This is a genomic window from Bradyrhizobium sp. JYMT SZCCT0180 (assembly GCF_018130165.1).
In the GTDB taxonomy this organism is placed as follows: Bacteria; Pseudomonadota; Alphaproteobacteria; order Rhizobiales; family Xanthobacteraceae; genus Bradyrhizobium.
The window spans coordinates 143,582-156,148 of record NZ_JAFCLZ010000002.1; the positions used below are offsets into that span (position 1 = coordinate 143,582).

Sequence of the window (12,567 nt, forward strand, 5' to 3'; positions counted from 1 at the left end):
GCACGGTTCTCCTAACGGCATTCCCTGTTGGCCCGGTCAAGCGCTTGCGCAAAGCCCTTGAGCGAATAGGAATCATTCTTCGCCGACCCTTCCGCGGTGCGTCCCTTCAACGCGATCTCCGTGCCGACGCGCATGGCACCGACGAGGCGGGATTCGTCGGAGAGATTCTTGATCCAATAGCTGTTGCCCTGTCCGTACATCGCGTAGCTTTCACTACCGACCTCCAGCGTAGAGGGGTCGGACCCACCCATCACCTTATAGTCCGTGAGAATTGAGACCTCATTGACGACTTTGTCGTTGGGGCGGGTCGTCACCATTGCGTAGGCCTTGCCCCCGGATCTGGCTTTCGGCGAAGCCGTCAGGGCAAAACAGATGCGCGAGCCTCTCGCCGTCGCCGTGTACGCGCTCCAATGATCAAACCTCCCCAGTAATTTTGCGTCGGCTGCTATCGCGGGCAAAGCCGCTTCCTGAGCTTGCGAGGGCTTTCCGGATGCTGGAGGGGGCGTGATCGCGGCGATCTGGTCTTTTTTCAATTCCTCCAGACGGGCGCGCGCCATGCTGCCATACACGGTGCCTCCAAACTGCCGGATGAAGTCGGACAGCACGGCCTGACTGGTGGTGTCCCTGGTCAAGCTCCAGGCCCGCGCTGCTTCGTTTGCCTTGTCGACCTGCGCCGGCGCAGCCGCCGACGGCGCACCGGTCTTCGGCGAAGTGAAATAGAAACTTCCGTCGATCGGCGAGGATGACACCCACGGCAGTTGGGCGCCCGCGGTGGCGCGTTTGACGCTTATTCCCACCTCGTTGAAGGTCTGGAAGATGTCGAGGCCCGGCTTCCGCATCGTTGTCGCCAGCGCCTTGGTGAACGGGCTGTTGCCATCGTTACCATCGAGCGCAACGTTGCCGGGCTGCGTTGCAAAGGAGATCATGGTGCCTTCCGGCGCGTCGATCCGGCCAAGGCCTCTGGACGCAGCGCGCAAGCCGCGGCCACCGAAGGGGTTGTTTCGGCAGGCATCCAGGATGACGAGATTGAGCTTGGTCCCCGATCCTTCCATCTGCCGGAGCACCAAACCGACATCGACCATCTGGAAATCGACGTCGGACTCCTTGATGAGGTTCGCATCGACGGGAATGAGATAGTTCGAATTGCGCAGCTGGACGCCATGACCCGCAAAGTAGAACAGCGCGACCTCGGCGCCCATCAGCTGATTGCCGAAACTTTGCACCGCCCGGTCGAGCGAGGCCTTGTCGAGGTCGACCTGGGCAGCACCGCCGGTCAGGGTGAAGCCGAGCGCACGCAGCGTGTCGGCGATCAATCTCGCGTCGTTCTTCGGGTTATCGAGGTGAGAGACATTCTTGTAGGCCGAGTTTCCGACGACGAGCGCAATGCGCTTTTGCGCGTGTGCCGTCCCGGAAAACCCCGCGGCCATGATTGAAATTGCAAAAATCAGCTTTGCGAGGAACCTGGTCCAGTTTCCCATGGCGATGCCCTCATCGTATTTTTCAGCAAGGGGTCGCGTTCGCAAAATTACCCAATAGTTTCCAAAGCGTCATTCCGTCCTAATCACGTCAGAATAGCGTGAAGCATGGTTGGTTGGAATGGCCTGCAGCTGCGTCAGTCATCTTGGCCCATTCCAACCCGGACTGTTGGACTGACCGCCTTGCGCGCGTAACGGCGTCGCGAACGATGACCAGCATGATTCCTGGTCGACGCCGACTGGCCTTCCGCTTTTGGCTGATCTGGTTGCTGGCACCGATTGGTGCGGGGCAACGTCCCCGGAAAATACCCGAGAATGTCCCCGAACGAATTCGGACGGCTCCGCACTTTCCGTTGTGTCATTGGAAAATCTTGGAGCGGGCGAAGGGGCTCGAACCCTCGACCCCGACCTTGGCAAGGTCGTGCTCTACCACTGAGCTACACCCGCATCCGAGATGTCGGCGATCGCTCGCCGGCAACGGCAGAGCTATGCCAAATGCAGGCCGTGAATGCAACAGTGCGAACGCGGCCGAAGCCACCGGGATAGCCCGATTTTCTTAATTTATTGGCGAGAATCGGTCCGAAACGGCGCCCAAACCGCGGTAATCGGTTCCCCGATCTCCCCAGCGCGAATTCCCTGGTCAAATTGTCGGGAATCCCGGCGATTCGTCACTTCCGCCCGGATGCCCCCGATCCGCCCTCCCGGTCAATTCGTCGCGCCGGCTGGACACGTGATGGGCAGGCCGCCCGTCGTTCGGGGCGGCACGCCGCGGCCGGGCCCGATTGAATTTTGTGACCAAGCCGCCATCTAGCGGATGAGAACTTCGCGCCCTTCCGTGCTAGAAGGGCGCCATTCTCTGGGACAGCTTTCGAGACCAATTCTCAAGACATCAGGCGAGGATACATCGTGACGATAATTGAGCAGGGCGGCGGCCCCGCGCCGCAGGCCGTACCCGATCTGATCAAGGACACCACCACCCAGACCTTCGTGAAGGACGTCATCGAGGAATCGAAGCGCCAGCCGGTGCTGATCGACTTCTGGGCGGAGTGGTGCGGTCCGTGCCGTCAGTTGACGCCGATCATCGAAAAGGCCGTCCGCGCCGCCAAGGGCAAGGTCAAGCTGGTCAAGATGAACATCGACCAGCATCCGCAGATCCCCGGCCAGATGGGAATCCAGTCGATCCCGGCCGTGATCGCCTTCGTCAACGGCCAGCCCGCCGATGGCTTCATGGGCGCGGTGCCGGAGAGCCAGGTCACCGCCTTCATCGACAAGCTCACCAAGGGCATGGCCGCACCGGGCGAACCGAACATTGCCGAAATTCTGCAGGAGGCCGAAGCCGTGCTGGCGGAAGGCGATGCGGCCGCCGCGGCGCAGATCTATGCCGAGGTGCTGTCGATCGATTCCACCAATATCGCCGCGTTGGCGGGTCTCGCGAAATGCTACGTGACGACCGGTGCCATCGAGCAGGCCAAGCAGACCATCGCGATGGTGCCGGAATCCAAACGCAATGACGCCGCCGTCAAGGCCGTGCAGGTCTCGATCGATCTCGCCGAACAGGCGCAATCGGTCGGCCCGGTCACCGAGCTGGAACAGAAAGTCGCCGCAAACCCGCTTGATCATCAGGCCCGATTCGATCTGGCAACCGCGCTCAACGCCCAAGGCAACCGTGCCGAAGCGACCAATCAGCTGCTCGAAATCGTCAAGCGGGACCGCAAGTGGAACGAGGATGGCGCGCGCAAGCAGCTGGTGCAGTTCTTCGAAGCGTGGGGCGGCGCCGATGAAGCGACCGTGGATGGACGCAGGCGGCTGTCGACGATCCTGTTCTCGTGAGTTGTGTATTCCGCAACCGTGGACACCGGTTCTGGATTAAGAATACGCACAAGACATAGACCTCTCATGCAGTAGAGCCGGGGCCGCAGATGCCGATCAATGCCGAATACCGCGGACCCGGCGAGCTTCCCGAAATCATTCCGGTGTTTCCGCTGCCGGGTGCACTGCTGCTGCCGCGCGGCCAGATGCCGCTCAACATCTTCGAGCCGCGCTACCTTGCGATGGTCGACGATAGCTTACGCGACGGCCACCGCCTGATCGGGATGATCCAGCCGGATATTTCCCACAGCAAGGACGAGAACCGGCCGATGCTGTTCAAGGTCGGCTGCGTCGGCCGCATCACCCAGCTCGCCGAATCCGGCGACGGCCGCTACATCCTCGAACTCACCGGCGTCTCGCGCTTTCGGGTGGTCGAAGAGCTGACGGTGCTGACCGCGTACCGGCAATGCAAGGTGGATTTCTTCCCCTTCGTTGACGACTTCACCGCGCGCAAGGGCGAAGAAGCCGTCGACCGCGAGGCGCTGCTCGAGGTGCTGACCGATTTTCTCAACGCCAACAATTTGAAAGTGGATTGGGAAGGCATCGAGAGCGCGCCCAACGAGGCGCTGGTCAATGCGCTGGCGATGATGTCGCCCTATGGCCCCGCCGAAAAGCAGGCGATGCTGGAAGCGCCCGATTTGAAGACGCGCGCGGAAATCCTGATCGCGGTGACAGAGATGGACCTCGCCAAGAAGCGCACCAGCGGCGGCGATACGGGGCTGCAGTAAGCCCGCGCCGGCTACGCCGCGTTCGCGGCTGCCTTGGCCCGCGAGCGCACCATTTTCGCAACTTCGGCGCTCGTTACCGGCGGACTGAAGTAATAGCCTTGCGATTCGACGCAGGCCTCTCCGCGGAGGATGTCCCATTGTTCCTGGGTTTCCACGCCTTCGGCCGTGGTGGTCTTGCCGAGGCTTACGGCAAATCGAACCACCGCACGCGCGATGACGCGCGACTCTTCCTGCGGGCTGGTCAGCTCGCTGACGAAGCTGCGGTCGATCTTGATCTTGTCGAACGAGAACTTTTGCAAGAAGCTCAGCGATGAGTAGCCCGTGCCGAAATCATCCAGGGCAACTCGCACGCCCAGTTCGTGCAGCTGGCCGAGCGCAGCGAACACCGCTTCGCTGTCGTGCATGATGGCCGTTTCGGTCACCTCGAGCTCAAGTCTTGGTGGCGCAATTCCCGAACTCGCCAGGGCGCTGACAATGACCCGAACCAGATCCTTGCTTCTGAATTGAGCCGGAGACAGATTTATCGCGATCTTGAGATGGGCCGGCCATTTTGCCGCCTCCGCGCACGCCGTCCGCAGCACCCACTCTCCGATCGGCACGATCAAGCCGGTTTCTTCCGCCAGCGGGATAAAGTCGCCGGGCATCACCCAGCCGCGCTGGGGATGATGCCAACGCAGCAACGCCTCAAAGCCGCCGATCTTGCCGCTCTGGAAATTGACGATCGGCTGGTAGCGCAGTTCGAACTCATTGTTGGCAATCGCGCTGCGCATATCCCGTTCGAGGTTGCGGCGCGCATGCATGAGTTCGTCGAGTTCCGGCTCGAAGAAGCGGAACGAACCGCGCCCGCCATTCTTGGCGGAGTACAAAGCGAGGTCCGCTTTCTTGAGAATTTCATCGGAATCGGTTCCGTCGCGTGGCGCGACGGCAATGCCGATGCTGGTTCCGACGGTGACCCGGTGATCGCCAAGATCGAAAGGTTCGCACAGCGCGGCCTTGATACGTTCGGCGAGCGCCACGGCTTCCACCAGCGGATTTTCCACGCACTCAATGACGGCGAACTCGTCGCCGCCCAGCCGCGCGACCATCGCCGTTTCCCTGACGCACGCCAGCAGCCGCGCGGCAACGGCTTGCAACAGCGCGTCTCCCGTGGGGTGCCCCAGCGTGTCGTTGACCTCCTTGAAGCGGTCAAGATCAAGCATGAGCACCGCGAGATCGGCGCCACCCCTGCGCGTGATGGAAAGGGCGAGCTCCAATCGCTTCCTCAAGAGGACGCGATTTGGCAGATCGGTCAGCGCGTCATGATGGGCCATATGCGTGATCTTGGCCTCGGACCTGCGCTGCTCGGTGACGTCCTGGTGCGTCGCCACCCAGCCACCGCCGGACATCGGTTGCCTCGTAACGCAGATCAATCGACCATCGGCTAGCTCGTCGACACGGCTTGCCGGGACGTTGGATGGCAGCGCATTCAGGGCCGACATCACCTTTGCGGCGCTGTCATTGGTGCCGGCCTTGAGGATGCCGTTGCTGATGCGATGCTCGATGATTTCCCGGTGTGATGTTCCCGCCCGCAACAGTTCCGGCGGCAGCTGATACATTTTGGCGTAACGATCGTTGCAGACGACAAGCCGCTTCTCCGCATCGAACATGCAGAGGCCCTCGCCCATGTTATTGATCGCCGAATCCAGCCTGAGCTTCTGCTCCTGCAGTTCCCTTTGCGAGCCTTCGACCTGTTGCCGCGCGAGCGATAGCTGATCGATGATTTCCTCGAACTTGCGCGTCCGGTTGGCGAGGCGGCGATCCGCCAGCACGCCGACCAGGCTCATCCCGAGCACCGTCAGTGCCACGCCCGCAATCGCCACGGCGAGGAAGGCGGGGGAAAGTGACATCTCGTCAGGTGCCCGCGTCGGATCGGGGACAATCTCCACCGCGCCCATTGCCGTGAAATGATGCGAGACAATTGCGAGCGTCAGGAAAACCGCCGCGACAAATGTTCCCCACAAATCCTTGTAGCGGACCGCGAACGCGAGCGCCGCATAACCGAACGCCATGCCGACAAGGATGGAGGCGAACACGAGATCGAGCGACCAGGTGACCCGGCCCGGGACTTCGAGCGCCCACATGCCGAGATAGTGCATGCTGGCAATGCCCGCGCCGATGATTCCGCCTCCGATGGGCGCTCGCCACCGGCCGGGCGCATTGGCGGAGAAACCGAACCCGCCGGAAGTCAGTATCATTGCCACGGCGAGCGACAGTGCCGTCAAGGCCACGCCGTATCCGGTCGCAACGCCGGGCTCGTAGGCGAGCATCGCGATGAAGTGCGTCGCCCAGATCCCGTACCCGATCGCGGCGCCCGCAATTGCAATCCAGATCAGCCGCGTCCTCGATTGCGACGAGATCGCGCGATGAAAAATATGGATGGCGACGACGCTTGCAACGAAGCAAACGAGGCCGGCGAGGAGAACAAATCGCCAGTCGTGTTCGACCGTAAGGCAGCTAAGAACGCGGAACATGTCATTCGGCCATGGTTGTACCTCACCATGGTTACCCGCGCTGGCTATTCGACTCCTTAATTTTCTTGCAGCTTCCGAGGGCGTAGTTATCCGCACGTAAAGAGCGAATGTATAATGGTTGAATACATCAGGGATTCTACGGAAAACCTCGATCTATCTGCCCGTTAGTGGGCATTTGATCGATTGAATCGCGCGATCCGGAACCGCGCGCGGGACTACTTGTCGCGCAGCGAAATGGAACTCGCGACGATGCGCATCCGTAGCGGTACGGAGCTTGCCCCGTAGTGATACGGAGCTGCGGTGATTGGCCCTGGATGCGTTCGCTGCGATCAGGGTGGACTCCCGGTCGGTATTAACGGGTTGCTGAAATTCGGCAGGCGCTTTTCAAGATTTGCCCGCACCGCTTCCACTTGATTGGCGCTGCCGAGCAACGCCTTCCGCTCGCAGGTTTCGGCGGTGAGTGCCGCTTCGGCGTCGCGCGCGACGGCTTGATGGAGCCGCCGCTTGGCGGCGCGGACCGCGTGCGGGCTGAGTGATGCGATCTCGCGCGCCGTGGCCAGGGCCGCCGTCCGCAAGGTCGGCGCAGGAAGGTGCCTAGTATCCCGCGACCGCAAGCGCAACGACGGCGGTGAGCGCCTTCCATCCAAAGCCGCGTCCGCGCGACCACCACGCATTCGCCGCGGCGGCAAAGGCGTAGATCGCGGTCACGGTAATGACGATCCAGTGCCGCGCGCTCTCGGAGCCGAATGAAGGAGCTGCGATCAGCAGCACGGCGCCGCCGATCCACGCCACGGTGCCGGCCTGCCACACCAGCCGGATCAGGGTCCGCAGGCTCTCGGGCTGAATGGTCGCTTTGGCGAACACCTTGGTTTCCCCGAGCACGCCGTGAATCAGGGACACCGCTATTCCGGCGACGCCGGCGCATTGCAGAATGATATCGCGCATCGGACAGGTCTCCATACAGTTGTGTATGGTTATGACTTGCCGCTTGGCGGCTGTCAATACAGTAGTGTATGGAAGGATGTCGCAGGACGGGAACATGGGCGATCAACTCTCGGGGCAGGATTGGGTCGACCGGGGTCTGAAGACGCTGGCGAAAAGCGGCTTCACGGCGCTGAAGGCGGAACCGCTGGCCAAGGCGATCGGGGTGTCGCGCGGCAGTTTCTACTGGCATTTCGCGGATATTTCCGCGTTCCATGCCGAGATCCTCAAGCAATGGCGCGAAATCGCCGCCGAACAGATCATCGCCGGGGTCGAGGCCGCATCAAAGGACGAGAATCCGCTCGAGGTGCTGCTGCGCCGGGTGTTCGGCGCAAGACTGGCGCTGGAAAACGCGGTCCGCACCTGGGCCAGCGTCGATCCCGCGGCGCGGGCGGCGGTGCAGGCGATCGACCGCCGCAGGCTCGGCTATGTCGAGAGCCTGTTGACGCAGTCCGGATTGTCCGCGGAAGTGGCCCGCGCCCGCGCGCAAATCCTCTATTGGGCGTTTCTCGGTTTTGCCCTGTCGGACCAGCCGCTGCCGAAAGCGCAGCAACAGGCCATGCTCGACGAAATGCTGCGGATAGCCACCTCGCGATGACAAATTTGGTGTGCTAAGGGACCGGCCAAGCTGGAGATCACACAATGAATTCGACCGAACGCCTCGACAGCACCGTCGATCCGAAATTGCTGGAAATCCTGGTGTGCCCGATCACCAAGGGCCCGCTGGAGTTCGACGCCTCCACGCAGGAACTGATCTCCCGCTCCGCCAAACTCGCCTACCCGATCCGCGACGGCATCCCGATCATGCTGCCGGAAGAGGCCAGGAAGATCGATTAGTCTATGTCGTCCCGGACAAGCGAAGCGCGATCCGGGACCCATACGCCGTGACCTCTCGTTCAGGCAGGGAAGCCGACACCTTTTTCTTATTATTGACTGCGGTGGTTATGGGTCCCGGCTCAAGGCCGGGACGACAAGAGCCCTACAACGCCTCGCCCTTCAGCAGCCGCGGCACTTCACCTGACAATCCCGCGGCCTGGCGAATGAACAGGCTTTTCAGCGGTGGCGCGCGATCGACCAGGCCCAATCCGATGTCGCGCACGGTGCGCAGCAGCGTCGATTCGTTCGAGAACAGGAAGTTCAGCGAGTTGGTCGCAACTCCCATCGCCATGGTGTCGAAGCGGCGCCAGCGCTGGTAGCGTTCGAGAACGTCGGCCTGGCCGAGATCCATACCGAGCCGCGCCGCATCGACCACGACTTCGGCGAGCGCTGCGACATCCTTCAGTCCCATGTTGAGACCCTGCCCCGCGATTGGATGGATCACATGCGCGGCGTCGCCGATCAGCGCCAGGCGTTCGGCGATGAAGGAGCGCGCGACGAAATAGCCGAGCGGGAATGCGCGCGGCTTGTCGAGTACCTTGACCTCGCCGAGATGCAGGCCGAAGCGCTGCTCGAGTTCGCCGTGAAATTCGTCCTCGCCGAGCGCGGTGATGCGCGCGGCTTCCGCGCGGTTCTCGGTCCACACCAGCGACGAGCGCTTTCCGGTCAAGGGAAGGATCGCGAACGGTCCTGCGGGCAGAAAATGTTCTTCGGCGCGGCCACCATGATCGCGCTCATGACCGACGGTGACGACGATGCCGGATTGGTCATAGTCCCAGCCATGGGTGGCGATCCCGGCGCGCTCGCGCAGCTTTGAGCGCGCGCCGTCGGCGGCGACCAAAAGGCTCGCTTCGATGACCGTGCCGTCGGCGAGCGTCACGTCGACGCCGTCAGTGCGTGAATCGAACGAGGCAACGGCGGTCGCGCGCAGCTCGATGCCCTCGGCCTCGGTGCGCGCCACCAGCGCATCGATCAGATAGCGGTTCTCGACCATATGCGCGAAGGGCTCGCCGGGCTCGACATTGCCGGCGAAGGTGAGGAACACCGGGCGGGTGGCGTCTTCCAGCTTGGAATCGGTGACGACCATGTCTGTTATCGGCTGCGCGGTGGGCGCGATCTGGCCCCAGACGCCGAGCGCCTCGAACAGCCGCCGGCAGGCGGCGACGATCGCGGTGGCGCGCGGATCGCGGCTCGGCTTTGAGGCCAGCGCCGGATCGGCCACGATGACCGGAATATCACGGCCCAGGCCCTGACGCAGCGCCAGCGCCAGCGCCAGCCCCGCAAAGGCGCCGCCGCAGATGACAATACTTCGCTGTGCCGGCATGCAATCCTTAACCCGGTTACGCCCTCAGAGACCCTTGCTACCTGATATTAGCTGGGTGAAACAGGGGCGAGAAACAAGGGCAATCACGTCATTCCGGGATGCGCCGACCGAACTCGGGTTTACCCGAGGTTCGGCCAATGTAATTGTCCAAGTCGGCAACAGCCGACTTGGATGGCGCAGGCCCGGAATCCATTCATCTACGTAACTTGCCGCCTAATGGATTCCGGGTTCGATGCTGCGCATCGCCCCGGAATGACGACAACACCGAAAGTGCCGCCATGTCCGCAAGCGTGACCGACCTGATTTCGATCCTCGACATCGAACCGATCGAGGTGAATTTGTTTCGCGGCAACAGCCCGAAGACCGCGTGGCAGCGGGTGTTCGGCGGCCAGGTGATCGGACAGGCGATGGTGGCGGCGTGCCGCACCGTCGAAGGCCGGCTGCCGCATTCGCTGCATTGCTACTTCATCCTGCCGGGCGACCCGCAGGTACCGATCATCTACCAGGTCGAGCGCTTGCGCGACGGCAAGAGCTATTCGACCCGCCGCGTCACCGCCATTCAACATGGCAACGCGATCTTCTCGATCATGGTCTCGTTCCATGCCGAGGAGGAAGGCGCCTTCAACCACCAGGACAAGATGCCGGACGTGCCGCCGCCGGAAAAACTCTCCGCCGAGGAAGTAGCAAAACAACCGGTGTTCAAGGAGATGCCGGAGTTCATCCAGCGCTATTACGAGATGGACCGGCCGATCGAGTTGCGCCCGGTCGAACTCGGCCGCTATTTCGGCGAGAAGATCGACGACGGCCGCATCAATGTCTGGATCCGCACCGCGGCAAAATTCCCTGACGATCCGGCGCTGCATATGTGCGCGCTGGCCTATGCGTCGGATTTCTCGCTGCTCGATGCCGTGATGGCGCGCTACGGCCGCACGCTGTTCGACACTAACGTGATGCCGGCCAGCCTCGATCACGCGATGTGGTTTCACCGGCCGTTCCGCGCCGACGAATGGCTGCTTTATTCGCAGGATTCACCGAGCGCACAGGACGGCCGCGGGTTGGCCCGCGGCCTGATCTTCAAGCCCGACGGCACGCTGGTGGCGTCGGTGGCCCAGGAAGGCTCGATCCGCCAGCGCAGGGCATAGCGTTTTCAAGCGATCACGCCTTACCCGTTCGGCTGCGCGCCTCGCTCGGCCAACACCGTCTGCGACGCCAGCCACTGCCACATCCATCGATACACCCATGGAATCGGGATGATGAAGAGCGAGGCAATTCCGGCCACGATCGCGCGCCACAGGAATTCCAGCCCGGTGCCGATGAACAGGACTTCACGCTGCGTGCCCTGGATATTGCGACAAGCCCAACGCATCATCGCTGTATAAACCCACGCCCAGCCGATGATGGTGAAGATGGCGAGCACCCCGAGGATCGAGTATCCCAGATAGGCCCAGATCGAACCTGAGAAGCTGAGCCCGAGCGGCTGCCCGTTGGACGCGAGGTTCGCGATGAACCATTTCAGGAAAAGCCAGTAGAGAACAAACTGGACGAGGTTCGCCAGATTGCTGAGCACGTCACTGCCGAGCAAGGCCACCGCGATGAGAAGCACGATCGCCCCGAAGTACCAGGGCACGAGGGTCATCGCATTGCCGGTGAAGCTGAGATTCGGCCGGCCCGGCACCTTGATGCACGGCACGAGCCAGTTGAGGTACCAGACCAGGACCCACGGCGCCGGGATCACCAACACCATTCCGATAATCATCAGGAGGCTGCGCCAGACAAACTCCAGGATGCCGAAATCGATCGACAGCGGGCCGCCGCCGTAACCGCCTCCGCCCGCATAACCGCCAGCGCCGCTGCTCATCGGCGGCGGGCCGCCCGGTTGCGCAACCGGCGGCGGGGCGCCTCCCGCCGGCATCAGGCCGGGAATTTCGCCCGCGCGCTGCCAGCCGGACATTCCCTCGGACCAGACCAGCGTGTCGGCCCTGACCGTGCCCCGTGTAATGAGATCGCGCAGCTGGGCTTCCGGAAAGGGCCCCTGTTGCTGGCCATTCGCTGCATAAAACCACGATCGGTTCGACATTTTTAATCCCTTTGGTCGTGGAAACGGGGGAAGCCGGCGGGGCGGCTGGCGAAAAACCCATTCTGTCGGAGGATCATATTCCCTGTACAGTGACCGAGGTCACCGGCTGCAAATGTTTTCCCCTTAAACCTGCAAGTTTTTTGTGCCATTTGCATAGAAAGATGCCAGATTTGCATTTTGGCAGCGAACCGTCGGGCGGCCAGCCCGCCGAACCCGCCGAACGAACGTCAAAAAGATCGTCAAAAACACCTCTAAGAAGACCGTCCAGAAGACCATCCGAGAACTTCCGAGAGAAACTTCCAAGAGCAACTTCCAAGAGTGCATCCCAAGAGACATGAAGGCCTGACCATGAAACTCGTCGTCGCGATCATCAAACCATTCAAGCTTGACGAGGTGCGCCAGGCGCTGACGGCCATCGGCGTGCACGGCATGACCGTCACCGAGGTCAAGGGGTACGGCCGCCAGAAGGGCCACACCGAAATCTATCGCGGCGCCGAATATGTCGTGAACTTCCTGCCCAAGCTGCGCATCGAAATCGCGGTCGCCTCCGACGTCGCTGACAAGGCGGTTGAGGTCATCACCGCGCATGCGCGCACCGGCCAGATCGGTGACGGCAAGATCTTCGTGACGCCGATCGATCACGCACTTCGCATTCGCACCGGAGAAACCGACAGCGACGCGCTCTAAGGTTTTCATTTCAGTTCAACGCGCGCCGGCAACGACGCCT

General features: G+C 62.1%; 13 protein-coding genes and 1 tRNA gene. 6 read left to right on the forward strand and 8 right to left on the reverse strand.

The window, feature by feature from the left end; all coding sequences use genetic code 11:
- Positions 1-11: 11 nt before the first annotated feature.
- Complete coding sequence (locus JQ641_RS03275; protein WP_211994408.1) at positions 12-1,478, reverse strand: caspase family protein; 1,467 nt, start codon at positions 1,476-1,478, stop codon at positions 12-14.
- A 369-nt stretch (positions 1,479-1,847) separates the two neighbouring features.
- Positions 1,848-1,922 (reverse strand) — tRNA-Gly (locus tag JQ641_RS03280).
- 459 nt (positions 1,923-2,381) lie between these two features.
- Here JQ641_RS03280 and trxA point away from each other — a divergent pair.
- Both trxA and JQ641_RS03290 read left to right on the forward strand, forming a co-directional pair.
- Entirely contained in the window at positions 2,382-3,305 is a 924-nt protein-coding gene (gene trxA, locus JQ641_RS03285; protein ID WP_192739452.1) for a thioredoxin, read from the forward strand.
- 89 nt (positions 3,306-3,394) lie between these two features.
- Positions 3,395-4,072: an LON peptidase substrate-binding domain-containing protein gene (locus JQ641_RS03290; protein ID WP_211994409.1), complete on the forward strand. Its 678-nt coding sequence runs from the start codon at positions 3,395-3,397 to the stop codon at positions 4,070-4,072.
- An 11-nt stretch (positions 4,073-4,083) separates the two neighbouring features.
- Here JQ641_RS03290 and JQ641_RS03295 read toward each other — a convergent pair whose 3' ends face one another.
- From JQ641_RS03295 to JQ641_RS03305, 3 genes are all read right to left on the reverse strand, one after another.
- On the reverse strand, positions 4,084-6,582 hold the full coding sequence (locus JQ641_RS03295) for a bifunctional diguanylate cyclase/phosphodiesterase (RefSeq protein ID WP_211994410.1): 2,499 nt from the start codon (positions 6,580-6,582) through the stop codon (positions 4,084-4,086).
- A gap of 329 nt (positions 6,583-6,911) precedes the next feature.
- On the reverse strand, positions 6,912-7,157 hold the full coding sequence (locus JQ641_RS03300; RefSeq protein ID WP_211994411.1) for a Clp protease/crotonase-like domain-containing protein: 246 nt from the start codon (positions 7,155-7,157) through the stop codon (positions 6,912-6,914).
- Between the two features lie 19 nt (positions 7,158-7,176).
- A complete protein-coding gene (locus tag JQ641_RS03305; RefSeq protein ID WP_211994412.1) occupies positions 7,177-7,527 on the reverse strand; it encodes a hypothetical protein in 351 nt (116 codons plus the stop codon).
- 94 nt (positions 7,528-7,621) lie between these two features.
- Here JQ641_RS03305 and JQ641_RS03310 point away from each other — a divergent pair, with 94 nt between their 5' ends.
- Together JQ641_RS03310 and JQ641_RS03315 are read left to right on the forward strand one after the other, a co-directional pair.
- Complete coding sequence (locus tag JQ641_RS03310; protein WP_211994413.1) at positions 7,622-8,161, forward strand: TetR/AcrR family transcriptional regulator; 540 nt, start codon at positions 7,622-7,624, stop codon at positions 8,159-8,161.
- Positions 8,162-8,205: 44 nt separating this feature from the next.
- Complete coding sequence (locus tag JQ641_RS03315) at positions 8,206-8,400, forward strand: Trm112 family protein (RefSeq protein WP_211994414.1); 195 nt, start codon at positions 8,206-8,208, stop codon at positions 8,398-8,400.
- Between the two features lie 142 nt (positions 8,401-8,542).
- Here the strand turns inward: JQ641_RS03315 and JQ641_RS03320 are convergent, their stop codons facing one another.
- A complete protein-coding gene (locus JQ641_RS03320) occupies positions 8,543-9,763 on the reverse strand; it encodes a ubiquinone biosynthesis hydroxylase (RefSeq protein WP_211994415.1) in 1,221 nt (406 codons plus the stop codon).
- A gap of 278 nt (positions 9,764-10,041) precedes the next feature.
- Here JQ641_RS03320 and tesB point away from each other — a divergent pair, with 278 nt between their 5' ends.
- Complete coding sequence (tesB, locus tag JQ641_RS03325; protein ID WP_211994416.1) at positions 10,042-10,905, forward strand: acyl-CoA thioesterase II; 864 nt, start codon at positions 10,042-10,044, stop codon at positions 10,903-10,905.
- A gap of 20 nt (positions 10,906-10,925) precedes the next feature.
- Here tesB and JQ641_RS03330 read toward each other — a convergent pair whose 3' ends face one another.
- Positions 10,926-11,840 carry a DUF4339 domain-containing protein gene (locus JQ641_RS03330; RefSeq protein WP_211994417.1) on the reverse strand — a complete coding sequence of 305 codons (915 nt, stop codon included), beginning with the start codon at positions 11,838-11,840 and terminating at the stop codon, positions 10,926-10,928.
- A 73-nt stretch (positions 11,841-11,913) separates the two neighbouring features.
- On the reverse strand, positions 11,914-12,156 hold the full coding sequence (locus JQ641_RS03335; RefSeq protein WP_211994418.1) for a hypothetical protein: 243 nt from the start codon (positions 12,154-12,156) through the stop codon (positions 11,914-11,916).
- Between the two features lie 32 nt (positions 12,157-12,188).
- On the opposite strand from JQ641_RS03335, the gene JQ641_RS03340 reads away from it, so the two are divergent.
- A complete protein-coding gene (locus JQ641_RS03340) occupies positions 12,189-12,527 on the forward strand; it encodes a P-II family nitrogen regulator (RefSeq protein WP_192740630.1) in 339 nt (112 codons plus the stop codon).
- The last annotated feature ends 40 nt before the right edge of the window (positions 12,528-12,567 follow it).

Excerpts from the sequence above, each read along its gene's own strand:
- JQ641_RS03275 (WP_211994408.1), bottom strand. The coding sequence starts at position 1,478 with ATGGGAAACTGGACCAGGTTCCTCGCAAAGCTGATTTTTGCAATTTCA.
- JQ641_RS03290 (WP_211994409.1), top strand. The coding sequence starts at position 3,395 with ATGCCGATCAATGCCGAATACCGCGGACCCGGCGAGCTTCCCGAAATC.
- JQ641_RS03295 (WP_211994410.1), bottom strand. The coding sequence starts at position 6,582 with ATGTTCCGCGTTCTTAGCTGCCTTACGGTCGAACACGACTGGCGATTT.
- JQ641_RS03305 (WP_211994412.1), bottom strand. The coding sequence starts at position 7,527 with ATGCGCGATATCATTCTGCAATGCGCCGGCGTCGCCGGAATAGCGGTG.
- JQ641_RS03310 (WP_211994413.1), top strand. The coding sequence starts at position 7,622 with ATGGGCGATCAACTCTCGGGGCAGGATTGGGTCGACCGGGGTCTGAAG.
- JQ641_RS03315 (WP_211994414.1), top strand. The coding sequence starts at position 8,206 with ATGAATTCGACCGAACGCCTCGACAGCACCGTCGATCCGAAATTGCTG.
- JQ641_RS03320 (WP_211994415.1), bottom strand. The coding sequence starts at position 9,763 with ATGCCGGCACAGCGAAGTATTGTCATCTGCGGCGGCGCCTTTGCGGGG.
- tesB (WP_211994416.1), top strand. The coding sequence starts at position 10,042 with ATGTCCGCAAGCGTGACCGACCTGATTTCGATCCTCGACATCGAACCG.
- JQ641_RS03330 (WP_211994417.1), bottom strand. The coding sequence starts at position 11,840 with ATGTCGAACCGATCGTGGTTTTATGCAGCGAATGGCCAGCAACAGGGG.
- JQ641_RS03340 (WP_192740630.1), top strand. The coding sequence starts at position 12,189 with ATGAAACTCGTCGTCGCGATCATCAAACCATTCAAGCTTGACGAGGTG.